At 66.9% G+C, this 23,810-nt stretch carries 22 protein-coding genes and 1 tRNA gene; 10 read left to right on the forward strand and 13 right to left on the reverse strand.

Translation table 11 applies throughout. From position 1 onward, the window contains the following. Positions 1-252: 252 nt before the first annotated feature. The 4 genes from JJJ16_RS09305 to JJJ16_RS09320 all read left to right on the forward strand — a co-directional run bounded on the left by JJJ16_RS09305 (position 253) and on the right by JJJ16_RS09320 (position 3,415). The gene (locus JJJ16_RS09305; protein ID WP_219752442.1) at positions 253-1,935 is read left to right on the forward strand and encodes an ATP-binding cassette domain-containing protein; all 1,683 of its coding nucleotides are present in this window, start codon (positions 253-255) and stop codon (positions 1,933-1,935) included. 92 nt (positions 1,936-2,027) lie between these two features. Further along, positions 2,028-2,477: a phage holin family protein gene (locus JJJ16_RS09310; RefSeq protein WP_219752444.1), complete on the forward strand. Its 450-nt coding sequence runs from the start codon at positions 2,028-2,030 to the stop codon at positions 2,475-2,477. Then, positions 2,474-2,902, forward strand: coding sequence for a DUF3618 domain-containing protein (locus JJJ16_RS09315; protein ID WP_219752446.1), 429 nt, complete (start codon positions 2,474-2,476; stop codon positions 2,900-2,902). Before JJJ16_RS09310 ends, JJJ16_RS09315 begins: the two co-directional genes overlap by 4 nt. Before the next feature lie 234 nt (positions 2,903-3,136). Next, positions 3,137-3,415, forward strand: a complete 279-nt coding sequence (locus tag JJJ16_RS09320) for a DUF3073 domain-containing protein (RefSeq protein WP_003790993.1) — start codon at positions 3,137-3,139, stop codon at positions 3,413-3,415. Positions 3,416-3,577: 162 nt separating this feature from the next. On the opposite strand, the gene purM is transcribed toward JJJ16_RS09320, so the two are convergent. Then, positions 3,578-4,738, reverse strand: a complete 1,161-nt coding sequence (gene purM, locus JJJ16_RS09325; RefSeq protein WP_219752448.1) for a phosphoribosylformylglycinamidine cyclo-ligase — start codon at positions 4,736-4,738, stop codon at positions 3,578-3,580. Positions 4,739-4,838: 100 nt separating this feature from the next. Continuing rightward, positions 4,839-6,407, reverse strand: a complete 1,569-nt coding sequence (gene purF / locus JJJ16_RS09330) for an amidophosphoribosyltransferase (protein WP_219752450.1) — start codon at positions 6,405-6,407, stop codon at positions 4,839-4,841. A gap of 176 nt (positions 6,408-6,583) precedes the next feature. On the opposite strand from purF, the gene JJJ16_RS09335 reads away from it, so the two are divergent. Continuing rightward, positions 6,584-9,058 (forward strand): (Fe-S)-binding protein, encoded by a 2,475-nt coding sequence (locus JJJ16_RS09335; protein ID WP_219752452.1) that lies wholly within the window; start codon positions 6,584-6,586, stop codon positions 9,056-9,058. A gap of 109 nt (positions 9,059-9,167) precedes the next feature. Here JJJ16_RS09335 and JJJ16_RS09340 read toward each other — a convergent pair whose 3' ends face one another. From JJJ16_RS09340 to JJJ16_RS09360, 5 genes are all read right to left on the reverse strand, one after another. Next, entirely contained in the window at positions 9,168-9,380 is a 213-nt protein-coding gene (locus JJJ16_RS09340) for a TOBE domain-containing protein (RefSeq protein ID WP_021611900.1), read from the reverse strand. 78 nt (positions 9,381-9,458) lie between these two features. Then, positions 9,459-11,024 carry a hypothetical protein gene (locus JJJ16_RS09345; RefSeq protein ID WP_219752454.1) on the reverse strand — a complete coding sequence of 522 codons (1,566 nt, stop codon included), beginning with the start codon at positions 11,022-11,024 and terminating at the stop codon, positions 9,459-9,461. 48 nt (positions 11,025-11,072) lie between these two features. Beyond that, on the reverse strand, positions 11,073-11,654 hold the full coding sequence (dcd, locus tag JJJ16_RS09350; protein ID WP_003791007.1) for a dCTP deaminase: 582 nt from the start codon (positions 11,652-11,654) through the stop codon (positions 11,073-11,075). 46 nt (positions 11,655-11,700) lie between these two features. Continuing rightward, positions 11,701-12,297, reverse strand: a complete 597-nt coding sequence (locus JJJ16_RS09355; RefSeq protein ID WP_219752456.1) for a TM2 domain-containing protein — start codon at positions 12,295-12,297, stop codon at positions 11,701-11,703. A 215-nt stretch (positions 12,298-12,512) separates the two neighbouring features. Then, entirely contained in the window at positions 12,513-12,830 is a 318-nt protein-coding gene (locus tag JJJ16_RS09360; RefSeq protein WP_219752458.1) for an NINE protein, read from the reverse strand. A gap of 253 nt (positions 12,831-13,083) precedes the next feature. On the opposite strand from JJJ16_RS09360, the gene JJJ16_RS09365 reads away from it, so the two are divergent. Further along, a complete protein-coding gene (locus JJJ16_RS09365) occupies positions 13,084-13,920 on the forward strand; it encodes an A/G-specific adenine glycosylase (protein ID WP_219752459.1) in 837 nt (278 codons plus the stop codon). Between the two features lie 73 nt (positions 13,921-13,993). Here JJJ16_RS09365 and JJJ16_RS09370 read toward each other — a convergent pair whose 3' ends face one another. From JJJ16_RS09370 to JJJ16_RS09380, 3 genes are read right to left on the reverse strand one after another with little or no spacing between them, the layout of a single operon-like run. Next, the gene (locus JJJ16_RS09370) at positions 13,994-15,325 is read right to left on the reverse strand and encodes an ABC transporter permease (protein ID WP_219752461.1); all 1,332 of its coding nucleotides are present in this window, start codon (positions 15,323-15,325) and stop codon (positions 13,994-13,996) included. Then, complete coding sequence (locus JJJ16_RS09375; RefSeq protein ID WP_219752463.1) at positions 15,322-16,083, reverse strand: ABC transporter ATP-binding protein; 762 nt, start codon at positions 16,081-16,083, stop codon at positions 15,322-15,324. The genes JJJ16_RS09370 and JJJ16_RS09375 overlap by 4 nt, the downstream gene beginning before the upstream one ends. Then, positions 16,080-17,156: an efflux RND transporter periplasmic adaptor subunit gene (locus tag JJJ16_RS09380; protein ID WP_219752465.1), complete on the reverse strand. Its 1,077-nt coding sequence runs from the start codon at positions 17,154-17,156 to the stop codon at positions 16,080-16,082. Before JJJ16_RS09380 ends, JJJ16_RS09375 begins: the two co-directional genes overlap by 4 nt. A 163-nt stretch (positions 17,157-17,319) precedes the next feature. Between JJJ16_RS09380 and JJJ16_RS09385 the strand changes: the two genes are divergently transcribed. After that, positions 17,320-17,931, forward strand: coding sequence for a GNAT family N-acetyltransferase (locus JJJ16_RS09385; RefSeq protein WP_219752528.1), 612 nt, complete (start codon positions 17,320-17,322; stop codon positions 17,929-17,931). A 129-nt stretch (positions 17,932-18,060) separates the two neighbouring features. Here JJJ16_RS09385 and trxA read toward each other — a convergent pair whose 3' ends face one another. From trxA to JJJ16_RS09400, 3 genes are all read right to left on the reverse strand, one after another. Next, a complete protein-coding gene (gene trxA / locus JJJ16_RS09390) occupies positions 18,061-18,438 on the reverse strand; it encodes a thioredoxin (protein ID WP_003791022.1) in 378 nt (125 codons plus the stop codon). Positions 18,439-18,533: 95 nt separating this feature from the next. Next, positions 18,534-19,172, reverse strand: a complete 639-nt coding sequence (locus JJJ16_RS09395; RefSeq protein WP_219752466.1) for a TetR/AcrR family transcriptional regulator — start codon at positions 19,170-19,172, stop codon at positions 18,534-18,536. Between the two features lie 56 nt (positions 19,173-19,228). Continuing rightward, positions 19,229-19,648 (reverse strand): NUDIX domain-containing protein, encoded by a 420-nt coding sequence (locus tag JJJ16_RS09400; RefSeq protein WP_219752468.1) that lies wholly within the window; start codon positions 19,646-19,648, stop codon positions 19,229-19,231. A 271-nt stretch (positions 19,649-19,919) separates the two neighbouring features. Here JJJ16_RS09400 and JJJ16_RS09405 point away from each other — a divergent pair, with 271 nt between their 5' ends. The 3 genes from JJJ16_RS09405 (at position 19,920) to JJJ16_RS09415 (ending at position 23,694) form a co-directional block, all read left to right on the forward strand. Next, positions 19,920-21,155, forward strand: coding sequence for an IS256 family transposase (locus JJJ16_RS09405; RefSeq protein ID WP_219752470.1), 1,236 nt, complete (start codon positions 19,920-19,922; stop codon positions 21,153-21,155). 142 nt (positions 21,156-21,297) lie between these two features. Continuing rightward, positions 21,298-21,371: transfer RNA gene (locus JJJ16_RS09410), tRNA-Gly, on the forward strand. 1,012 nt (positions 21,372-22,383) lie between these two features. Continuing rightward, positions 22,384-23,694, forward strand: coding sequence for an ISL3 family transposase (locus JJJ16_RS09415; RefSeq protein ID WP_101602518.1), 1,311 nt, complete (start codon positions 22,384-22,386; stop codon positions 23,692-23,694). Positions 23,695-23,810: the final 116 nt, after the last annotated feature.

The raw sequence follows: 23,810 nt of genomic DNA on the forward strand, positions 1-23,810 counted from the left end.
GCTTTCATGTGCTCCTGAACGATGTTCAGGAGCATTTGTTTGCTCAATTTGATTGAGCATTTCCTGATCGGGACTTATCCCCGCTCACGCGGGGAATACGTCCTCCTGATGCACTACACGGGATCATCCCCTGCCGGGGAACACCGCGACCGCGGTCGCATCGAGCGCTCGCAGGACCTCACAAACGTATCTCCCCACCCACTTCCGCGCGCCACTGCGACACGAGGGGCGCGATCCTGAAACAATGGGGGCATGTCGAATGACCCGCGTGAAAACCTGCATGGCTCGGACAGCCAGGAGCTGGCCGACGTGACGGCCGACGCCGCCCGCACCGGCGCCGAGCGAGCCGCCTCGACCCCCGCCCACACCTCCGACGAGGCGCCCGCCCAGCGCAGCGCCCTCTCGTCGTTCGAGGAGATCCTCAGCGGCACCACCCACGAGGCCGACGCCCCCATCGCCGACACCCCCGCAGAGGCGCTCGCCGACGACGGCGCGCAGGACCTGCAGGAGACCCTCGTGTCCTCCACCCCCCTCGTCACAACCGACGAGGCCGAGGCCACCCCCGCCGCGCTCGCGACCGACACTGCCGCAGCAGCGGAGACCGCCACGGAGACCGTCAGCGACATCGCGCCCGAGACCGCGCCCGCCAAGCAGGCCGGGCCCGACCAGCCCGCCCAGGAGCTCACGCCCGCCAACAGCGCGGCACCGAACACCAACAGCGCAGCAACGAACGCCAACAACGCCGTCGCCGCCCCCATCCACCTGCCGCCCGCCGAGCCGCGCCCCTGGTACCGCTCGCGCCGTTCCTTCTCCGCGAAGGGCCGCGGCGGCCGCGTCCAGGTCGCCGGCCTGGGCCTGACCTACACGGACCACGTGACCGGCGCGGTCCTCCTCGCCAATATCGACCTGGGCTTCCGCGCCCGCTCGCTGAGCGCGATCCTGGACCCGACGGGCCGCCGCGCCCGCGCCCTTTTCCTGATCCTCGCGGGCCTCGAGGAGCCGCAGGCCGGCCGCATCGTCGCCGCGCCCTCGCGCTCGCTGGCCGCACGCCTCGCGGGCCGCATCGGCTCGGTCGCGCTGATCCGCGCGGACTCCCCGCTCGACGAGTCCCTGACGATCCGCCAGAACATCCTCGCACCCCTGTCCGCGACGGGCTCCGTCGCCGACTGGGACAACCTCGTGGGGGCCCTGCAGATCACGGGCCTCGCCCAGCGGGTCGACCTGCGCCCCTCCGAGCTCTCCGAGTGGGAGCGCTTCAAGGCCCTCATCGCCCGCGCGATCGTGTCCGGCGCCGAGGTCTTCCTCATCGAAGACCCGGTCTCCCTGCCCGCCGCCGCGCGCGACGAGCTCGACCCCCTCCTGCGTTCCCTCGCGGACGCGGGCTGCGCGGTCGTCATCGCAACCCCGAACGCCGAGGTCGCGGCCACCTCCGACCGCGCGATCCTCCTCACGAACGGCCGGGTCGCCCTCGACGCGCCGAGCCCGTCCGCCGCGATCATCGCCGCCTCCCTGGAGGCCAACCCCGAGGAACCCAAGGCCCTCCTCGGCCCGATCCCCTCGGCGCTGCCCGCCTCCTTCGACGAGGTCATCTCCCCCACCGGCTCCTCCTCGGCCCCCGCGTGGCACCCGCTCGGCACCTCCGACGAGGCCGGGGCACAGACCTCGGACGCTCAGCAGGCCCCCGAACCCGAGGAAGCAGCCGAGGCCGCCCTCGACGCGGCGACCACCCGCGTGGAGGCAGCACCCACCCAAGCAACCCAGGCGACCGAGGTCCCCCAGGCCTCGCCCGAGCCCCGCACCGAGACCGCGATGCGCGGCATCCCCGTCGTCGAAGCCGAGGACCCGGCCCTGGCCGAGCCCGAGGTTTCCGACCTGGTCGTGCGCGCCCGCAAGATCCTCTCCGACCTGCCCGGCTCGATTGCCCCGCAGGAGTAACGTAACGGTCACTGCGAGCCGCCATTCTTCGTGAGACACTAGGCGTATCAGGCGAGGCATCGCCTCGTTCAACCGTACGCGCAGGAGCATCCATGACTCAGCCCACCCCTCAGCCCGGGCAGTACCCGCCCCCCGCAGAGCCCGCACGCGCCTCCGGCGAGGCGCGCCCCAGCATCGGCGCCCTCTTCGCGTCCGTCACCGGACAGCTCTCCAGCATCATCCGCGACGAGGTCGAACTGAATAAGGCGAAGCTGCGCGCCTTCGCATCCAAGAGCGGTAAGGGCATCGGCCTCCTCGTGGCCGCCGCGGTCTTCGCGCTCTACCTGCTGGGGTGGGTCTTCCACACGATCGAGGTCGCCCTCGAACTCGTCGTCCCCGCGTGGGCGGCGTCGCTGATCGTCGTCGGCATCCTCCTCCTGATCGTGCTGATCCTCGCGCTCGTGGGCGTCAGCTCCCTGAAGAGCGCGCAGGCCCACCGCCCCGACCCGGCCGCGTCGGTCGCCGCCACCAAGGAAGCCATCGAGAAGGGACTGGGCAAGTGAGCACCAACCTCGATACGCGTAACGTGACCGTCGGCGAGGCCGCCCCCGCCGAGCCGCGCACGGAAGCCCAGATCACCGCCGACCTCGAGCGTCAGCGCGCCGAACTGGCCGCCACGATTGACCAGCTGTACGCGCGCGTCCAGCCCGCCGCCCTCGCCCAGGAGGCGAAGGAAGAGGCCAGCGCCCGCTTCACCTCCTTCAAGCAGTCCGCGTCGCTGACCCTGCAGGACGCCGCCGGCGGTAACGCCGAGGCCATCAAGAAGGTCGGCGTCGTCGCCCTGTCCGCGGTCGGCGCCATCGGCGTGATCGTCCTGCTGGCGACCCGCTCGTCGCGTCGCTCCCGTCGCGAGGCCCGCCGCGCCGCCCGCGAGGCCGCCGCGCACACGCTCCAGGCCCTCAAGTCCAACGTGACCGAGGCCCTGTAAGCACCAACTGACGCGAACCGGCGTAACTCCGGCCACACTGGCCGCGGGTTGCGCCGGTTCTGTTTCCCCAGTTTCGTGGGCTTCCGCGCCCCTGAAGCCGCTCCGCTGAGCGCGCAAAACGCAATCCAAGGTGAGGTCAAGGCCCGTCATTAGCTATGATGGTCCCACGAAACATTTTGAACACCCAGGGAACCGCTTCACGCGGACCCGAACGACGCGGAGGGGGTCGACGCCATGGGGCGCGGCCGTCAAAAGGCTAAGCAGATGAAAGTCGCTCGGAAGCTGAAGTATTTCAGCCCCGACACCGACCTAAACGCACTTCAGCGCGAGCTGGCGGATGAGGACTCGTACCTGGCACACGTGCCGGCGGACGAGCCCGAAGAGGACGATGCGATCGACGACGACCTCTACTCGAAATACGCCGACTTCGCCGAGATGCCCGCGGAAGAAGACGACATCGATCCTGAGCAGCTCGATGAGTCCTTCTGGACGGGTGGATCCTCCACTAAGTAACGGCTCAGCCACACGGCGGACCGAGAACCGGTCCGCCGCTTTGGCGCACCCGCACCGCTATTTCTGACGCGCACACACGCGACGAGGGGCCGAGGCCACCAGGCCTCGACCCCTCACGCGTGCTCAGAGCAGACGCTCAGCTCAGCTCAGGCCACACAATGCTCAGCCGACGCGGTACTCGCCGTGCAGCAGCACGGCGCCCGCCTGGACGCCCTTCGTGCCGGAGATGAGGCGCACGCCGGAGGAGTCAGCGCTCAGGTCGGCCACCGGGCCAAACCCACTGACCACACCGTCGGCGCCGGCCGACGTGACGGAGCCCAGGACCCACGCGGCCACCCCGGCCTCGTTGATCGCGGACAGGACCTCGGAGGCCACGGACGCGGAGACGACGGCGACCATGCCGACGCCCAGGTTCAGGGAGTCCTCCATGCCGACCCAGGTGACGTCGCCGCCGCGGCGCACCCAGTCGAACACGGCGGGGATGGTCCACGTGGAGCGGTCAACCGTCGCCACCGCGCCGACAGGCAGGACGCGCGACAGGTTCGCGGCCAGGCCGCCGCCGGTGACGTGCGAGTAGGCGTGGATGCCGCCGACGCCGAAGCGCTCGACCAGGTCAAGGCACAGGCGCGTGTACAGACGCGTGGGCTCGAGGAGCTCCTCGCCGAGGGTGCGGCCAAACTCGGCCACGTGGGACTCCAGCGAGGCGCCAACGCGGGAGACGACGGAGCGCACCAGCGAGTAGCCGTTGGAGTGCAGGCCCGAAGACGCCATGGCGATGACGACGTCACCGTCGGCCACGCGCTCGGGGCCCAGCAGCTTGGAGGCGTCCACGACGCCGGTCGCGGCGCCCGCGATGTCGTAGTCGTCGGGTTCCATGACGCCGGGGTGCTCGGCAGTCTCGCCGCCGATGAGGGGGGTGCCCGTGGCCTCGCAGGCCCGCGCGATGCCGGTGACGATGGAGGCGATGCGCTCGGGGACCACGTGCCCGCAGGCGATGTAGTCGGTCATGAGGACCGGGCGCGCGCCGATCACGACGATGTCGTCGACGACCATGCCGACCAGGTCCTGGCCGATCGTGTCGTGCACGTCCATGGCCTGCGCGATCGCGATCTTCGTGCCCACGCCGTCCGTGGAGGTCGCGAGCAGCGGCTTCTCCATGCCCAGCAGAGCCGACGCGTCAACCATGCCGGCGAATCCGCCGGTCGCGCCCAGGACGGTGGAGTCGTGGGTGGCGGCCACCGCGCTCTTCATCAGCTCGACGGCTCGGTCGCCCGCAGCGGTGTCGACGCCAGCGGTCGCGTAGTCCAGGGGGGTGTCGGTCATGGGTGGTGCCTTTCGCGGATGGCGCTCGACGAGGCCGTGTCTGGGTTTTCGGAACAGGTAAAACGCCCGCGGCGCAGGGGTTGCGTCGCGGGCGTGGAGGTTAGCAGGGGGTGGCTTCGGGGGTTCCGGGCACGGGTGTCCCGGCGGGGATCGTCTCGGGGTATTCGCCGGTGAAGCAGCCGATGCACAGGGACGTGCCCTGTCCGGTGGCACCAACCATGCCGTCGATCGACAGGTAGGCCAGCGAGTCGGCGCCCAGGTGTTCGCGGACCTGCTCGACGCTCATGGACGAGGCGATGAGCTCGGCCCGCGTCGGGAAATCGATACCGAAGAAGCACGGCCACGCAACCGGCGGGGACGAGATGCGGATGTGCACCTCGGCGGCCCCGGCCTCGCGCAGCATCTTGACGAGCGCGCGCTGCGTGTTACCACGAACGATCGAGTCGTCGATGACGACCAGGCGCTTGCCTTCGATGACCTCGCGCAGCGGGTTGAGCTTGAGGCGGATGCCCAGCTGGCGCAGGGACTGCGTGGGCTGGATGAACGTGCGGCCCACGTACGCGTTCTTCACGAGGCCCTGGGCGAAGGGAATCCCGGACTCCTGCGCGTAGCCGATCGCGGCCGGCGTACCCGAGTCGGGCGTGGGGATCACCAGGTCCGCCTCGATGGGGTTCTCGCGCGCCAGGGCGGCACCCATCTCGTGGCGCGCGGCCACGATCCGGCGCCCGCCGATCGTCGTGTCGGGGCGGGCCAGGTACACGTACTCGAAGACGCAGGTGTTGGAGCGGCGCACGGCGAAGCGGCGCGAGTGCACGCCCGACGCGTCGATCGAAATGAGCTCGCCGGGCTCGACCTCGCGCACGAAGGTCGCGCCACACAGGTCCAGGGCGGCGGTCTCGGAGGCGACGACCCAGCCGGAGGCCAGGCGGCCCAGCACGAGCGGGCGGTAGCCGTGCGGGTCGCGCGCCGCGTACAGCGTGTTCTCGTCCATGAAGACCAGGGAGAACGCGCCCTTGATGCGCGGCAGGACCTTCAGGGCGGCGCCGACGAGGGGCGCGGGCTCAAGGTCGTCCACCGACGAGGCCGGGGCGGCCTCGTCCCCATCGGCCTTCGAAGGCGTCACGGACGGGGACGCGATGAAGGGGGTCGGCCCGGGGATGCGGTCGGCCATGCCCAACAGCGCGGTCACGAGGGAGGTATCGGTGGAGGCGCCGCGTTCGAAGTCCTCGCCGTCGTCGGCGATCTCGGCAGCGAGCTCGCGCAGCTCGACCGTGTTGGTGAGGTTGCCGTTGTGGCCCAGGGCGAGCGTGCCCGTGGGGGTGGGGCCGAGCGTCGGCTGGGCGTTGCGCCACACGTCCGCGCCGGTCGTCGCGTAGCGGACGTGGCCCAGGGCGATGTGGCCGCGCAGGCCCTGCAGGGACTGCTCGGAGAACACCTGCGACACGAGGCCCTGATCCTTATACACGAGGATCTGTTTGCCATTCGATGTCGCAATACCGGCGCTCTGTTGGCCGCGGTGTTGCAAGGCATAGAGGGAGAAGTAGGTCAGGCGGGAAACGTCCTCGCCCGGGGCCCACACTCCGAAGACGCCGCAGTGATCATGCGGGTGATCGTCTCCGAAGATTTCCTGGTCGGACAGTGTCATGTCTGGCTGCGAGACGGGAAGCACGCTCTCACTTTCCCACACTTTTTCCCTCCTCGTGACATGAATCCACGTTGTGGCGGGCACACGAGAGCGCGACGGAGCCCGTACGCAGCGCGTAATTGCGCACGCTTTGCGGGGCAGAATCGGTCTCTCCTGGGTCGAGGTGACACAATGGAGTGCAGCAATCTTGAGGAGGAAACGTGGCCAATCCGACGCTGAGCGCCATCATGTGGGGACTCGCCCTGCTGGTGAGCGCCTTGGCCGTCCTGTCGTTCGCGCGAGGCCTGACGCACATGTGGCGCACGGTCTCGGCGGGCACGCCCGACCCGGGGCGCCTGACCCCCGTGGGCAAGCGCCTCTGGGGCGTCGTCTCCGCAGCCCTCACGCACCGCGAGTTCAAGGGACGCCCGTGGATCAAGGCCGCCCACTGGCTGGTCATGGTGTCCTTCCCGATCCTCTTCTTCACCCTGGTCACGGGCTACGCGCAGCTGCGCGTCCAGACCTTCACGCTGCCCCTCCTCGGCCACTTCGCGCCGTGGGAGTGGCTCACCGAAGTCTTCGCGTGGGGCGGCCTGGCCGGCATCGTTGCCCTGATGGTCGTGCGCCAGCGCGCCGGGCGCGGCACGGCCGCCGAGGCGGCCCTCTCCAACGACGATCCCGACGCCGCTGCTGCCGCGGCCGACCCGGAAGGCACCCCGCCCTCGTCCCTGGCCACGCCCCACCCGCGCGACTCCTCCCCGCGCGGCCTGGCCTCCCGTTTCCTGGGCTCGACCCGCTGGCAGGCGCTCTTCGTCGAGTGGGTCATCCTCATCGTGTGCGCGTGCGTCGTGGCCCTGCGCGGCCTCGAATACGCGCTGTTCAGCGTGACGCCCGGCCTTGAGGCCCACGCGACCGCCCTGCACTTCCCGCTCACCGCCTGGCTCGGCACGCTCTTCGCAGCCGCCGCTTCCTCCTCGGCCGCCTCGCTGGCGAACGCGATCGTGCTGGTCAGCGCCCTCAAGGTCCTCACCTCCATGATCTGGCTGACGGTCGTCGGCATCCAGACCGGCATGGGCGTCGCCTGGCACCGCTTCGTCGCGATCCTCAACCTGTACACGCGCCGCAACGCCGACGGCACGAAGTCCCTGGGACCGGCCGACCACATGCTCATCGACGGCAAGCCGGTCACCAGCGAGGACGACTTCGACGACGTCCCCGAGGACACCGTCCTCGGCGTGGGCACGATCGAGGACTTCTCGTGGAAGGCCCGCCTGGACCTGTACTCGTGCACCGAGTGCGGCCGCTGCCAGGAGCTGTGCCCCGCGTGGAACACGCAGAAGCCCCTCTCCCCCAAGCTGCTCATCATGGGCCTGCGCGACCACATGGAGTCCGCCTCCAACGTGCAGATCGTCGAGCAGGAGGAGGGCCACCAGAAGTTGGGCGACGGCGAGGTCCTCCTCGACAAGGGCGTGCCGGCCTCGCCGCACTCCTTCGACCTGGTCTCCGCCCTGTCCCTGTCGGGCGCGACCGGCCCCGAGGGCGTCTCCGCGGTCACCGCTCCCCTGGTCCCCGAGGTCGTCTCCGAAGAGGTCCTGTGGGATTGCACGAACTGCGGCGCATGCGTCGAGCAGTGCCCCGTCGACATCGAGCACATCGACCACATTCTCGACCTGCGCCGCCACCAGGTCCTCATGGAGGGCGCGTTCCCCCGCGAGCTGGGCCGCGCGTTCCGCGGCATGGAATCCAAGGCGAACCCCTACAACCAGCCCGCCCGCAAGCGCATGGATTGGGCGAAGAAGCTGGACTTCGACATCCCCGTCGTCGGCGAGGACATCGAGGACGCCTCCGAGGTTGACTACCTATTCTGGGTGGGCTGCGCGGGCGCCTACGACGACACGGCGAAGAAGACCAGCGCGGCCGTCGCCGAGCTGCTGCACACCGCGGGTGTGTCATTCGCGGTCCTCGGATCGGGCGAGTCCTGCACGGGCGACCCGGCCCGCCGCGCCGGCAACGAGGCGCTCTTCCAGATGCTGGCCGCCCAGGCGATCGACACGCTCAAGGAAGCCAAGCCCCAGAAGATCGTCGTCTCCTGCGCGCACTGCTTCAACACGATCGCCGGCGAGTACCCGGAGCTGGGCGGCTCCTTCGACGTCGTCCACCACACGCAGCTCCTCAACCGCCTGGTGCGCGACGGCCTGCTCACGCCGGTGGCCCCCACGGACGAGGCCGGGGCACAGCCCTCGGGCAACGCTCCCCAGGTGGGTGCTCCCCTGAAGGTCACCTACCACGACGCGTGCTTCCTGGGCCGCCACAACCGCGTCTACGAGCCGCCGCGCGAGCTCGTGGGCTCCCTGCCAAACGTGGAGCTCGTCGAGATGCCGCGCAACCGCGACCGCGCGATGTGCTGCGGCGCGGGCGGCGCGCACGCTTGGTTCGAGGAGACGCGCGGGACCCGCATCGCCGACGCCCGCATCGTCGAGGCCGCGGCCACGGGCGCGGACGTCGTCGCGACGGCCTGCCCCTTCTGTTCCCAGATGCTCGGCTCGGCCTCGGGCACGTCCGCCGGCTTCGTCTCCTCCGACGCCGACCAGGGCGGCGCAAACAACGACGCCGCCACGGCGTCGTCGGGTGCGAAGCTCCCGGAGGTGCGGGACGTGGCCGTCATGCTGCTCGAGTCCGTCAAGCGCGGGCAGTAGGCGGCACACGCACGGCGCGCACCCCACAGCGTGCGCCGCACGCACATCCCCCAGACAAGAGGGCGGCCCCGCAGGTGTTCCTGCGGGGCCGCCCTTTAACGAAAGAAAATCAGTCCTCGACGCCGACGATGACGTTGGAGGCCTTGATGACGGCGACGGCCTTGGAGCCGACGGTCAGGCCGAGCTCCTCGATGGCGGCGTTCGTAATCGACGAGGAGATGACCAGGCCGGGAGCGACCTCGATCTTGACGATGCCGTTCACGGCGCCCTCGGAAACCTCAACGACGGTGCCGGGGAGCTGGTTGCGTGCAGAGAGCTTCATGCTGTGCCCTTTCGTTCATAGTGGTTTGCAAACACACATACCCTAGCGGGCATGCAACGCGCCTTCCACGAATGCGACCTATTCCTCACCCTCCGGTGAAATCTCCTCGAGGCCGACGAGGAAGCCGTCCTCGTCGATGACGTTACCGCCCACGAGGGTCGCGATCATTCCGGCGGCCTTCTCCACGTCCTGGGTCGAGCGCAGGCGCTCGAGGCGCGCGGTGCGGCTCATCGCACCAACGCCGGGCGTCGGCGCGGAGGTGGGCAGCCAGCGGACCTGGTATTCGATGATGGCTCCGGCCGTCCACGGCTCCCAGCGCAGGACGCGCGGCGGCGTGGGCACGGCGTGGACCTCGATCATCATGTCCGAGCGGTGGCCGATCGGGCTCATGAGGGCGTAGCCGTCGACGACCTGCGGCTTGTCGCGCTGTGCCTCGTGCTCCTCGCGGGCCTTGGCGATCTTGGAGGCGATGTCCTTGCGAACCGGGCCCAGCTCGGCCTTCAGCTTCTCGATCTGGGCGATCTGCGCGGGGGTCAGCGGGACGGGCTTGGGGGCCTCGGGCGTGATGTCTCGCGCGTCCTTCATCTGCTCGAATCCGGCGCGCTCACGCATCGCGGAGAGCAGGTCCTCGGGGTTGATCCAGCGCGGCGAATACACCGTCAGGTTCACTGCCGAGTCGGCGTCGGGGACCATGACGTAGCCACTGCCCGCGATGCGCAGTCCGCCCGCGAGGCGGCGGGCCATGCGGCGCAGCGCCTCGAGCACGCGGTACTCCAGGCCCGTGGGCAGGCCGTCGGGGAACGCCTTGTCCCACTCGCCCATGACGCCGGTGCTCTGCTGGCGGGCGGGCGCCTGCGGACAGCGCAGGACCCACGCGTTAGACAGCGAGGCCGGGGTGCCCAGCGCCGCGCGCGTCGGCTGGTCGAGGGTCCACGGGCCCTCCAGCTCGGCGTCGGAGGAGAGGCGCAGGCGTCCCGGGGCGATCCATCCGGCCTCGTCCCACATGGAGATCGCGAGGGCCTCGAGTTCGGCGGGATCAACCGCGTCGGAGACGAGGAACAGGTGATGCTCGCGCGCGACGTCCAGGTCGATGACGCCGGCGGGTTCGCTCACCTCGATGGCGGCGGCGATCGGGATGGTGGCCTCAGCGCTCGTCACCTCACCGTCGGCCGCGATTTGGAAGGCAGCGTCCGTCGAAGTCATCGTCGTCAGGCCGACGTTCGTCTGGGTGAGCGGGTTGTCCGTCGCGCTCATCGGCGTCGGATCCGCGAACGAATGGGGGGCCGAGGCCATGCGCTCCTTGAGGGAACGCCTCACCGGCGCGGCCTGGGGGGCCTCGTCCCTGTTAGTGACCTGCTCGCGCGGCGTCATGCCGGGCAGAGCAACACCCTGAATGACGCCCGTGCGCGTCTGGCTGGGAGCCACCGGTGGGATGCCGACGTCGGCCTCGTGACCGGCGCTTCGCTGCGGCACGACCTGCACCTGAGGAACACCCATGACGGGCGTCGGCTCGGGCGGCTCCGGCGGGGGCGGTGCCTGCAGGTCAGCCGGCTCGGGAGCGGGCGGCTCTGGCAGCTCAGCGGGATCCGGTGCTGGCGGATAGCTCGCCTCGCGGGCCGCACGCTCGGCACGCTCGGCGCGCATGCGTTCAAGCCGGGAGGGCGGAGGGGGAGGAAGAGCCGACATCGGGTATCACCGTTCGATGCGGGTGCGCGTAAAGCGCTCGTGGGTGCGCGAGGGCGTCGGCCCGCGCTGGCCCTGGTAATGAGAGCCGAGGCCACTGGAACCGTAGGGGTGCTCGGCCGGGGAGGACAGGTCGAAGAAGCACAGCTGCCCGATCTTCATGCCGGGGTAGAGCAGAATCGGCATCGTCGCCGTGTTCGACAGCTCCAGAGTCACGTGGCCCGAGAAGCCGGGGTCAATGAAGCCCGCCGTCGAGTGAGTGAGCAGGCCGAGGCGCCCAAGGGAGGACTTGCCCTCGAGGCGAGCAGCGATGTCGTTGCCGAGGGTGACGAGCTCGTAGGTGGCACCCAGGACGAACTCGCCGGGGTGCAGCACGAAGGGCTGATCGGGGCCCACGTCGACCTGGTGGGTAAGGTCCGACTGATCCGCCGCCGGATCGATCACCGGGTAGCGGTGGTTGTCGAAGAGGCGGAACAGACGATCCAGGCGCACGTCGATGCTGGCCGGCTGGACCAGGTCCCGGTCGAGCGGGTCGAGCTGGATACGTCCAGAGTCCAGGGAGGCCTTGATGTCGCGGTCACTGAGCAGCATGACTCGATTGTCGCATACTCAGCGCCGCGACAACAGCCTCAGGGGGTCACTGCAGGGGCTGGCCCTGAGCGTCGGTGGCGTAGTCACCGGCACGCATGAGGAGCATGATGAAATCGATGAACGCCCAGATGCCGGAGACGATGAGACCGATGAAGGTCAGCGTCAGCACCAGCTGAATGATGCCCTTCGTGGTGTAGCCCAGGTAGAAGTTGTGAATACCGAGGGTACCCAGGAAGAAGGCCAGAAGCACGGCGACAATCCACTGCTTGGGAGCGCCAACAGCGAAGGGCTGACCGTAGGCGGGCTGACCATAGGCGGGCTGACCATAGGCCTGCTGACCCGCAGCGTAGGCAGCCTGCTCATAGCCGGGCTGACCGTATCCGGGCTGACCGTAAGCACCCTGAGCGTTCGCGTCGGGGCCGGGGACGCCGTAGCCCTGCTCCGGCTGGGCGTAGGAGTCGGCCGCAGGAGCGTCGTACGCAGTGCCGTAGGTCGTCGTACCGGGGGTCGCCGTGGCCTCGTCGTAGACGGGGGCCGAGGCCTGGGGGAAAGCCGGTACCTCAGAGGCCGGAACCTCGGGGGCGGGGACCTGAGCGGGTTCCTCAGGCTGGAAGGGGGTGACCTGCGGATCGGGCGTCGTCATGGGAAAGCCTTTCGATAGACGTGGGGGCCGAAATGGCCGTACCGGTACAGGGTAGCGTGGGGTCGGCATTCAGTGGTAACCGGTCCACCCCCGATACGTCCCTGATTAATCCCGGAGCGCCCCTCCCTGATCCACAAAAGGTGCGGGGCCCGGCATGATGCCAGGCCCCGCGCTGAAGGTTGTTACCGCGCACCTACTATGCGCACGAACACAACTCAGACGGTGGGAACGCCGTTGGCGTCCTTCTCGTAGATCCACTTGCCCAGGAAGGTCATGATGGCCACGACGAGCAGAACGACGCCCCACGCGTAGTAGAGCAGGCTGAAGATGGTCGAGATGAAGCCAAGATCCAGGACGACGGCCGGCACCACGAGCACGAGGGAGATGACGATCTTGTAGATAGCGTACTGGGTGTAGCCGAGGTAGAAGTCACCGATACCGAAGCCACCGAGGAACAGGTTGAGGAGGCCGGCGACCACGCGGGACTTGCCCTGCGCGGGGGCGTTGAAAGAGGGCTGCTGAGGAGCGGACATGTTGTCTCCTATGTGTTGATGGAACCCCACAGGGGTGTTTTTCGAAAACATGGTCAGGGTAGCGGACCCTTTTATATTTTACAATATTCTCCCATTTTTATGCAGCATCTCACATCTTAATTCCTTTCGTTCGTCACGACGAAGTTTTGTTCCCTAGACTGACTGAGTGTTCATAAATCCATCGGCAGAGACCGCACGCGTACTCCACTGCGACCTGCCTCAGTGGTTCGCGACACACAAGCGTGACCTGCCAATGCGCGCAGCCGACGTCTCCGACTGGGGGACCCTCGTCTTTGAGATCATGAGCCAGCAGACGCCCATCGCACGCGTCCAGCCGATCTGGCTTCAATGGATGGAACGCTGGCCCACGCCGGCGGACGTGGCGGCCGCATCCTCCGCCGACATCATTGTGGCTTGGGCAAACCTCGGATACCCCTCCCGCGCCCTGCGTCTCAAGGCCTGCGCGGCCGCGATCGTCGAGAAGCACGGCGGAGAAGTCCCCCTGTCCCTCAAGGACCTGACCCTCCTGCCGGGCGTCGGCACCTACACTGCATCCGCGCTGCTCGCCTTCCGCCACGGGATCCGCGTGCCGGTCCTGGACACGAACGTGCGTCGCGTGCTGGTCAGATTTCTGGACGGACGAGAGTTTCCTCCCCACACCACGCCCTCGAAAGCGGAAACAAAGCGGGCCGACGAATTATTGCCCGAAGACGGGCACCGCGCGGCCGAGGTGAGTTTGGCGCTCATGGAATTCGGGGCCCTGGTCTGCACGCAGCTCAGCCCGTCGTGCGATGAGTGCCCGATCTCCAACAACTGCGCGTGGGCGCTCGCCGGATTCCCCAAGGACGAGAAGCGGCCCACGCCCCAGCCCTACGCAGGCACGGACCGCCAGGCGCGCGGACGCATCATGAAGGCCCTGCGTACCGCCCACTTCGAGGGCACGGACGGCCTCACGAAACGGCGAGTCCTCGACGCCGCCCGCATCGACGGGGGCGACCGCTACCAGCCCACCCGCGTCTACCGGGCACTCCTGAAGGACGGCATGATCGTCTACAACGAGGACACCAAGCGGGTCACGCTCCCCCAATAACGTTCGCGACGAGGCCGGGGCACCCACGCCGCCGCGCGCGGACCCGGGAGGCAGCCACGGCCTCGTCGATGAATCAGTACCGGATCGCGTCGATCGGCTTGATGCGCACGGCCGCGAGCGCCGGAATGATGCCGCACAGGGCGCCGATACTCGTGGAGATGGCGACGCCGGCGATAGCGGCGCCGGCGGGGAAGGCCGGGGTGTCGCTCAGGGTGATATTGAGCGCCTCCAGGGGCAGGAATCGGACGACGACGACCGCGATACCCACGCCGATGACGCCGGCGACGAAGGTGGCGACGACAGACTCCATGAAGACCGCGAAGAAGACGCGCGCGGCGGAGGCGCCAACGGCGCGACGGATGCCGATCTCGCGCACGCGCTGGCGCACGGTCACGATCGCGACATTGAGCAGGCCAAGGGCGCCCAGGAACACGATGATGCCGCCGATGACCATGATGACGTTCGAGATGGTGCCGAGCTGCTCCTCGCCAATGTCCTCGTGTTCGCCGCCGGAGATGGAGACCTTCCACCCCTCACCGAGGATCGAGGCCAGGGCGCGCGGCAGGTTCTCGCGAGCCTGGTCGGCGTTCTCGGTGCCCACCCACGCGATCATGGACGGAGAGCTCATCTGTGGGAAGGAGACGCGCGCCGCGTCGTAGTGCGCGAACACGGTCGGCATGTCGTAGGAGCTCTTGGACTTGGTGATGCCGACGACGCGCATCGCGGTTCCGTCGCTCGTGTGCAGGACGATCGGAACCTGGTCGATGGGGGCGCGTCCCAGCTGATTCCATAGAGTTTCGGAGATGACGACGGGAACCAGGCGCTGGTCGGCATCGCTGCTCACGACCCAGCGTCCGGCAAGCATGCGGGTGCGGAAGATGACCTCGTAGGAGGGGTCCACACCCTGGAAGGTCACGCCATCGACCATGTCGGCGATGTTCGTCAGGGGGTAGCCGCGGAATTGTCCGCTGGATCGGGCCTGTCGAGTTTCGACGATGTCACCACCGCCGCTCGAGAAGCGCGACCAGTAGTGAATGTCCGTGCGCTCTGCCAGGGTGCCCATGGCCTCGCCGAGCGTGTCCTTCTCATCGGGACGCTTCACCGTCTGCGCGCCGGTGGCCGAGGCGGGATCGGACGCGTCCTGATAGGGCCCGCCCGCAGCCGGTCCTTCCGAGGCGTTCGAGGAACTTTCGGGGGTCAGGCGCAGGGTGACGGATCGTCCCTCGTACAGTTCCGCCAATTCGCGCGAGGACTGCAGGAGCAGGTCTCCGAGCGCGATGACGATCGTCATGGCGGCCACGGCTGCGACCACGCCCACGAGGGAGAGGACGACGCGCGCCTTCTGGACCTTGACCTCGCCCCAGGCCTCGATGAGCGCGCCCAGGATCTGACTAACGGCGTTCACTGCTGACCCTCCTGCCCAGCCCCAGCCTCGTCGCCCGAGTGCCCGGCCTCCGCGCGGTGCGTGAGCGCGGAAGGATCCTCGACCTCGTGCAGCGTGCCGTCGTAGAGCTCGTAGGCGCGCTGCGCCCGCGCTGCCACGGCCATGTCGTGCGTGATGACGATGAGGGCGGCGTTGGACTCGCGGGCAACCTCCTCGAGGAGGGCCATGACGACGCTGCCCGTGTCCGGGTCGAGGGCGCCCGTCGGCTCGTCGGCGAGGATGACACGCGGGCGGCGCACGAGGGCGCGCGCGATCGCGATGCGCTGCTGCTCGCCGCCGCTCATCTCGCCCGGGTAGGAGTCGGCGCGCTCACCCAGGCCCACGCGCTCAAGCATGTCGACGGCAATCGAGCGCCTGCGCAGCAGCTGGGGGCCGGGGGCGTACAGGAGGGGGACCTCGACGTTTTCGGCGGCCGTGCGCGCCGAGAAGATGTTGAACTGCTGGAACACGAAGCCGAAGTCTTCCCCGCGCATGCGCGCGCGGCGCCCCTCCCCCAGGCGCGTGGTGTCCACGCCGTCCAGCTCGTATGTGCCCGAGGTGGGGGTATCCAGCAGGCCAATGATGTTAAGCATCGTGGACTTGCCCGTGCCCGAGCGGCCCACGATGGAGACGTGCTCACCCTCCGCGACATCCAGGTTGACGCCGCGCAGAATGTGCAAATCCTCCCCGTCAGGCAGGGTCACCGTGCGGGTGACATCCCGCAGGCACACGAGACTCATTGCGTGCCCGCCGCGCCGCCCGGGCCTCCAACCATGCCGGAGTCCATGCCGCCGTAGGGGCCGGTCTGGCCGTCCTGGTTGTCCTTGTTCGAGGTCGGGGTGAACTCGAGGATCTCCTCGCCTTCCGTCAGCCCTTCCTTGACCTCGACCATCTTGCCGTCCGTGATGCCCAGGGTCACCGCGCGCTTTTCGGGCTTGGAGGGGTCGGAGGTCGGCAGGTAGACGGAGCCGGACTGGTAGCGGCCCTCGACGGCGGAGATCGGCACCGCGAGGACGCCCGTCGCCGATCCCGCCGTCATCTCGAGGGTGACCTGCAGGCCTGCGAACACCGTCTGGTCGGAGGGGATCGCGCAGCGGGCCTTCAGGTCCGTCGAGGACGAGGCGCCGTTATCGGACCCGGTGTTCGACTTCGGGTTCTGGGCCTTGCTGGTCGGGCTCACCAGCTTCACGTCCGAGCACTCGAAGGGCGCGGGGCCGTTCTTGATGGTGACAGTCGCGGTCGACGGGGCGTCCTGCAGGCGATACATCTGGTCCGCGCTCAGGGAAGCGACCGCGGAGAAGGTCGCGGGCGCGACGGTTGCAACCGTGTCGCCGATCGCGAACTGCTGGCCGACCAGTACGCCCGTCGACACCGTTCCATCACCGGGCGAGACAACGGTTTCGTACTTGTAGGTCGGCTCGGAGGTCTCGACGCTCACGTTGCCTTCCTCGTCGGTCACCTGACGGGTCTCGCCGGGGAATTCCTTGCGGATCTGCACGATGGCGTCACCCTTGGAGATCTTGTCACCATCGTTAACGAAGGTGCGCACGACGTTGCCGTCCAGGGTCGCGCGGGCCACCACCGGCTCATCCGCCTGGATCGTCCCCGTCACGCTCACCGTATTGGTGATGTCCGCACGCCCCACGGGGATTGTCATCTGCCCGAAGTTACCACCCGGGTCCATCCCGTCGCTGCCCTCATCCTCTTGAACGGCGGGGAAGAAGGCGAACTTCACCAAGGCCACGGCGATGACTACCCAGGCAAGAACCTTGACAATATCGAGCACCTGGGCGGTGCGGGTCTTGTGTGCCACGTGCGTCTCCTTCGATGAACGGCGTTGCCCAATTGTAAGGTGCACCTCATTCACGCAGCAACGCTATCCCCGTCCTTTCAGGGTTTTCTCAGGGTCCGTCCCGCCCGCTGGGCGCAGCGTCGCCTCGCCCCTACGATGGGTGATGAACCGACGAAAGGCAGCCATGATCCGCCGCGCTACCCCCGCAGACGCCAAGGCACTCTCCGCCCTCTCGCGCACCTGCTTCACGCAGACCTTCGAGCACCTCTACGATCCCGCTGACCTCGAGGCCTTCCTCGACGAGGCCTACGCGCCCGACATCCTGCGGACAGAACTTGAGGACCCCAACCGGGCGACATGGCTCCTCTTCGAGGACGCGACTGACGAGGCCGGGGTTCCTTCCTCCTCCCCCACCGACCACCCGAACGCACCAGAACCGCGAGGCCAGGCCCCGGCCTCGTCGGCGACCCAAGCCCCGATCGGCTACGTGACCGCATGCCCCGCCCACCTGCCCCACCCGGACGTCGCGCCCGGCGACGGGGAAATCCAGCGCCTCTACATCCTCCAGGGGCACCAGGGCGGCGGACGCGGCACGGCTCTGCTCAACACTGCGCTCGAGTGGCTCGAACGCGACGGTCCGCGCACCCTGTGGATCGGCGTGTGGAGCGAAAACTACGGGGCGCAACGCTTCTACGCGCGCCACGGATTCGAGATCGTCGGCGAGTACTCCTTCATGGTGGGCAACCACGCCGACCGCGAACTGATCACCCGCCGACCGGCGCAAGCGACTCGCTAAACACCTTCCGAGCGGCGCGACCTACGCACTCATCACCCATCTCCCGGCACGACACCCGTGCGATCGTGCCGCCACCACAAACGAAAAGGCCCCGAGGCGCGCTGCCTCGGGGCCTTTTTCACGAGCTGATCACTCGGCGGATTCCTTCGCCTCCATCTCGGCGATCTGCTTGCGAACCTCGTCCATATCAAGGTTCTGGACCTGAGAAATCAGGTCCTCGAGTGCGGACAGCGGCAGCGCGCCGGACTGGCGGAACACAACGATGCCGTCACGGAAGACCATGAGGGTCGGGATCGAGGTGATCTGCGCGGCCATCGCCAGCTGCTGCTGGTCGTCCGTGTCGATCTTGCCGAACACAATGTCCGGGTACTTCTCGGAAGCCTCTTCGAAGATGGGGCCGAACTGACGGCACGGGCCGCACCAGGTCGCCCAGAAATCCACCAGGACGATGCCGCCGGCGGACACGGTCTGCTCGAAGTTCTCCTGCGTGAGGGTAACGGTAGCCATGTTTCTCCTGTTATCGCCGGCTTGCCCGACGGTCGTTGGGGCGGGCCCGTGGGGCCTCGCGTGAACTGTCTAATTCAACGGGCGCGACGCGTCCTCTATTCCCCCAAAGCGAGAGAGGAAGCGGTGACCTGACACACATTCTCCTCCGAGGCGCCCAAGCCTCGCAAGATGAAGGTCTCGACCAGAAGCAGCGCAGACTCACGATGCGCCGGATCCTGAGGCAGACGCTGCCCCTGCAGCGTCGCATGAATCAGGTGCACCGCACCCAGCGTGTTCTGCTCGACGATCAGTCCACGTTCCATGGCCTCGTCGAGGATCCCAATGAGGAGCTCACCGACGAGCCCCGCATGATCATGCAGATGCGAGGCACCCTGGCCCGACATCTGACGACGTAGGCCCGTGCCGGCCTTGACGTGGTAGCGGCCAATCATCTGCAGGTGCGCGCGGATGTAGAGGCGCAGACGCATGAGCGGATCCGGCTCAGACTCGAGACGTGTCGTCAGCACCCGCGTGAATTCCTCGGTCACCTGCCGCATGTAGGCAAGCAGGAGCACTTCCTTGTCCGCGAAATGGTTGTAGACCGCGGTGCGCCCAACGCCCGCACGCTCAGCGATCTGACTCATGGTGATCGACTCGAAGGCCTGCTCGGCCATCAGCGACCCGAGCGCCTCAAACAGGCGCGTACGAGTCAGCTCGCGGTGAGAGGCGAGGGACTCGCCAATAATCTTCGGCATACACCTATTCTGACACTCCGCCCCTATGTGTCGTCAAATGGGAGAGCGTGCAGACGTCAGCGAGCGCAGCGGGCGACCACGGCCTCGACGATCGGCAGGTCAGCGACAATCCACGGAAGCGCGGCGAGGTCCGCGAGGGGCACCCACCTGGCCTCAAGGTGTGACGCACCCACGCGCGGCTCTTGCGAGTTCGGTGCAACCTCAGCGAGCCAGACACCCATGACGCGTCCGCCCAGGATCGGCCACCACTGCCCACCCTCGGGACACACGCGCTCGCCGATCGTCAGGCGCGCGCCGAGCTCCTCGGCAATCTCGCGCGTGAGGGCAACTGTTGGATCCTCGCCGTCCTCGACCTTGCCACCGGGCAGCTCAAACTGGCCGCGCAACTCCTGCGGGTAGGCGCGCGAACAGGCGAGCAGCAGCGTGGGCTCGCTCAGGGAATCAACGATCGCGGCGGCCACCACGGGACGAGGCATGGGAACTCCAATCGGTTGGGCGACCTCAGTGTATCGGGCGCGCGGGCGCGTACCGGTGGTGCAGTGACAGGATGCCCGGCTGTGCCGCCACCCACGCACTCCGCCCAGCTCCATCACGACTTATGACCGCACTCTCCGCCCAACACTCAGTAGCGTCCCGCATAGTGGTGTAACCGTGTGGTGGTCGGCTCGTTTGATATGGGTGCGGTCACCGTGTGATCCTTCGAGAAAGCTCTCTACTTCTGACTCGAAACGATTTGGAGGCACAACGATGACCGCTCCTCATATTATCGACCCTGCTGGCATGCTTGGCGAGGCGTTGTCCCAGGCATCCCCGGATTTGATGCGTTCCTTGCTCCAGCACGTGATCAACGCGTTGTTATCAGCGGACGCTGATGCGGTGTGCGGGGCCCAGTGGGGTCAACAAGATCCGCAGCGCCAGGCCCAGCGCAATGGGTATCGCCACCGGCCCTTGGACACCAGGGTCGGCACCATTGACGTGGCGATCCCCAAGCTGCGCTCAGGTACCTACTTTCCAGAGTGGTTGCTTCAACGCCGCAAACGCTCCGAAAGCGCCTTGATCACAGTGGTCGCTGACTGCTACCTAGCAGGAGTATCCACGCGCCGCATGGACAAGCTCGTCAAAACCCTGGGGATCACAGGACTGTCCAAGTCCCAGGTCTCACGGATGGCAACAGACCTAGACGAACACGTCGATCAGTTCCGCAACCGCCCCCTCCACGATGCCGGGCCTTTCACCTTCGTCGCCGCTGACGCGCTCACCATGAAAGTACGCGAAGGAGGCCGCGTCGTCTCGTGCGCGGTCCTGGTTGCCACTGGAGTCAACAATGACGGACATCGCGAAGTGCTGGGGGTACGCGTATCTACCAGTGAGACCGCTCCAGCCTGGAAGGAGTTCTTCTCTGACCTGGTCGCCCGGGGCCTGACCGGCGTGCGCCTGGTGACCAGTGACGCCCATCTGGGCCTGGTTGAAGCCATCGCCGCCAACCTGCCCGGAGCCACCTGGCAACGATGCCGCACCCACTACGCCGCTAATCTCATGTCGGTCACCCCCAAAGCACTATGGCCCGCCGTCAAAGCGATGCTGCACTCGGTGTACGACCAACCCGACGCCGCATCGGTCAACGCACAATACGACCGGCTCTTGGACTACGTCCACGACAAGCTCCCCGCCGTGTGTGATCACCTCGATCAAGCCAGGGCAGACGTCCTCGCGTTCGCCTCCTTCCCCACCGGGGTATGGACCCAGATCTGGTCCAACAACCCCAATGAACGCCTCAACCGCGAAATCCGCCGACGCACCGACACCGTGGGAATCTTCCCCAACCGCCACGCAATCATCCGCCTCGTCGGAGCCGTCCTCGCCGAACAAAACGACGAATGGGCCGAAGGCCGACGCTACCTCAGCCTCGACATCCTCACCAAATCACGACTCACACCCCAACCCACCCAACAGGAGGACACCCCACTCCAACTCAGCGCATAACCCAACCCGAAGGACACAAAACGATTACACCACTCCACAGGACTTGACCCAACACTCCCACACATGCCCAACCAACGCCGGTTGCGCGGCCATCCGGCGTGACGATATGATCGACGGGTCGATTCCTTCGGGACGATGAATTGCGGGCGTAGTTCATCGGTAGAATGGAAGCTTCCCAAGCTTCAGAGGCGGGTTCGATTCCCGTCGCCCGCTCCACCCCCCCGCCCGGCCGCGCGCCGGGCGGTTTTGTTATGCCCGCTTCGCGCGTACAACGGGGATTGGCGCCGCCATCAGCACCCGAGGGAACCCCGCGCGCACACAAACGGATGCGGCACCGTGCAGCGGGGAATTGCACGACACAAGGGTCCAACACGCGGGCGACACAGTGCACAAGGGCTTCGCGGGGTGCCCCCACCACTACCGGCGTGGAGGGCGCCGCGACGCCTCCAAAACCTGGGCGCAGTGCCAGTCAGCCTAAAATATCTCGCCCAGCACGGCCCCAACACCGGCACTTCCACGAAAAAACTCGCCCAGCACAAAGCAAGCGGGCGCATTTCGGTACAAAATTCGCCCAGCAAGAACCGGGAGACCTCATATTCGATACAAAATTCGCCCAGCTCGCTCGAAATACCGCTTTTTCGCTTATTTTGCGCGTGCAGGGCGAATTTTGTCTCGTTGTTGACGACAGCAAGCCGAGCAGGGCGAACTTTTTCTCGCAGACTTATTGAAACAGCGGAGCACGGCGCATTTTCTCTGACACTCGGCGTGACAACTTCGCAGGATTGAAGCCATCAAGCCACTTACGACAACGTTCACGTCGACCACATAAAGCCGCAACCACCGCTGCTACCGCCGCCCAGCTGGCCGGTGAAACCGACGGCACCACTGCTCGCCTCACCGAGCTGACCAATGAAACCGCCATCGCCAATGCGAGCCCTCAACACCCGAAAAACCCACGTTTTCCCCGAGCAAAGGTGTCACCGGTTTCAAGCCAGCGCTCAGACAAGGTCGCAAAGGTGACAGCGGTTTCAGCCCGGCAACGCGTTGCACCACATGGGCAAGCGATGCACTAGATACAGGACCAATGCACCAGATAGCAGAGCATTGCAGGCTCTTCATAATTGAGGGTGTGGGGGTGGTATGCGGGGTTGGGCGTGTCGTGGCCGGGTAGAGGTCGAGGTCTTCCGATGATGGGGGTTGCGACACCGTCCATCTGAAAGACCTCGACATGTCCAATGCTACCTTTGATCGCCCTGATCTGAGCGCCTTCACGGGCCTGGATGACCTAGGACTGGAAGTGATGGGTCAACGTGTAGGAGACGATCGGACCGTCTTGGCCTGCAAGGTAGTGGGTGAGGATCGGTGGTGCCGACAGTGTGGGGGTGAGGGCGTCGTACGTGACACGGTGGTCAGGCGCTTGGCTCACGTACCCTACGGGTGGCACCCCACCATGTTGCACGTGAGCGTGCGCCGCTACCGCTGCCCAGAGTGTGCTCACGTGTGGCGTCAAAACATGAGTGCAGCGGCCGACCCGCGTGCGAAGCTCTCGCGTGCGGCGGTGCGCTGGGCGCTGGTGGGCCTGGTGGTCCATCATCTGACGGTGGCGCGCGTCGCCGACGTATTGGCCGTGTCGTGGAACACTGCCAATACCGCGATCTTAGGTGAAGGCCAGCGCATGCTCATCGATGATCCTGATCGTTTCGAGGGGGTGCGTGTCATTGGCGTGGATGAACACGTGTGGCGACACACCCCATACGGGGACAAATACGTCACCGTCATCTTGGACTTGACTCCTATACGTGACCGTCGTGGTCCCTCCCGGCTCCTGGATATGATTCCGGGCCGATCCAAGCGGGTTTTCAAAACCTGGCTGGCCTCCCAGCCCGACACCTGGCGCGAGCGCATTGAGATCGTCGCGATGGATGGATTCACCGGCTTTAAGAGCGCCGCCGCCGAAGAGCTCCCAGACGCGAGGGCGGTCATGGATCCTTTCCACGTTGTGCGCCTGGCCGGTGATGCTCTCGATGAGTGCCGCAGGCGCATTCAGCAAGAACTTCACCATCGGCGCGGGCGGGCCACGGATCCCCTGTACAAGGCTCGCAGGATGTTACACACCAGATCTTGCCTGCTCACCCCACGCCAGCAACACCAGCTAGCCGATCTGTTCGCCAGCGATTGCCACGTCGCACTCGAAGTCACCTGGAGCGTCTACCAGAACATCATCGACAGCTACCGCGATCCCCACAAAATCCGCGGCAAGGCCCTAATGCAAGCCGAAATCAACACACTGACCTCCACGCGCGTACCCAGGGGCCTGACCGAGCTCATCACGCTGGGCAGAACGCTCAAACGCAGAGCCGGAGACATCTTGGCTTACTTCGATCATCCCCACACCAGCAACGGTCCTACCGAAGCCATCAACGGCCGCCTCGAACACCTACGCGGATCCGCACTCGGATTCCGAAACCTCAACCACTACATCACCCGAGCACTCCTCGAAACCGGAGGATTCAGACCCCAACTACACCCTCAATTATGAAGAGCCGCATTGCACTGGCAACTAAGCAGTGCAATGCCTGTCCAAGTAGCGCAATGCCCCTGAACAACAAGCTCGACCACGGAAAAGGGAACTCCCTCAATTCCGCATGCAATTCC

This window comes from Schaalia sp. ORNL0103 (assembly GCF_019429565.1).
In the GTDB taxonomy this organism is placed as follows: domain Bacteria; phylum Actinomycetota; class Actinomycetes; order Actinomycetales; family Actinomycetaceae; genus Pauljensenia.

Bases quoted from the DNA above. Each gene is read 5' to 3' on its own strand.
- JJJ16_RS09345 (WP_219752454.1), bottom strand. From the start codon at position 11,024: ATGCGCGCCGAGCGTGCCGAGCGTGCGGCCCGCGAGGCGAGCTATCCG.
- JJJ16_RS09365 (WP_219752459.1), top strand. From the start codon at position 13,084: ATGCGCGCAGCCGACGTCTCCGACTGGGGGACCCTCGTCTTTGAGATC.
- JJJ16_RS09340 (WP_021611900.1), bottom strand. From the start codon at position 9,380: ATGAAGCTCTCTGCACGCAACCAGCTCCCCGGCACCGTCGTTGAGGTT.
- JJJ16_RS09305 (WP_219752442.1), top strand. From the start codon at position 253: ATGTCGAATGACCCGCGTGAAAACCTGCATGGCTCGGACAGCCAGGAG.
- dcd (WP_003791007.1), bottom strand. From the start codon at position 11,654: ATGCTGCTCAGTGACCGCGACATCAAGGCCTCCCTGGACTCTGGACGT.
- purM (WP_219752448.1), bottom strand. From the start codon at position 4,738: ATGACCGACACCCCCCTGGACTACGCGACCGCTGGCGTCGACACCGCT.
- JJJ16_RS09415 (WP_101602518.1), top strand. From the start codon at position 22,384: ATGTCCAATGCTACCTTTGATCGCCCTGATCTGAGCGCCTTCACGGGC.
- JJJ16_RS09310 (WP_219752444.1), top strand. From the start codon at position 2,028: ATGACTCAGCCCACCCCTCAGCCCGGGCAGTACCCGCCCCCCGCAGAG.
- JJJ16_RS09360 (WP_219752458.1), bottom strand. From the start codon at position 12,830: ATGTCCGCTCCTCAGCAGCCCTCTTTCAACGCCCCCGCGCAGGGCAAG.
- JJJ16_RS09395 (WP_219752466.1), bottom strand. From the start codon at position 19,172: ATGCCGAAGATTATTGGCGAGTCCCTCGCCTCTCACCGCGAGCTGACT.
- JJJ16_RS09355 (WP_219752456.1), bottom strand. From the start codon at position 12,297: ATGACGACGCCCGATCCGCAGGTCACCCCCTTCCAGCCTGAGGAACCC.
- JJJ16_RS09400 (WP_219752468.1), bottom strand. From the start codon at position 19,648: ATGCCTCGTCCCGTGGTGGCCGCCGCGATCGTTGATTCCCTGAGCGAG.
- trxA (WP_003791022.1), bottom strand. From the start codon at position 18,438: ATGGCTACCGTTACCCTCACGCAGGAGAACTTCGAGCAGACCGTGTCC.
- JJJ16_RS09375 (WP_219752463.1), bottom strand. From the start codon at position 16,083: ATGAGTCTCGTGTGCCTGCGGGATGTCACCCGCACGGTGACCCTGCCT.
- JJJ16_RS09320 (WP_003790993.1), top strand. From the start codon at position 3,137: ATGGGGCGCGGCCGTCAAAAGGCTAAGCAGATGAAAGTCGCTCGGAAG.
- JJJ16_RS09385 (WP_219752528.1), top strand. From the start codon at position 17,320: ATGATCCGCCGCGCTACCCCCGCAGACGCCAAGGCACTCTCCGCCCTC.
- JJJ16_RS09405 (WP_219752470.1), top strand. From the start codon at position 19,920: ATGACCGCTCCTCATATTATCGACCCTGCTGGCATGCTTGGCGAGGCG.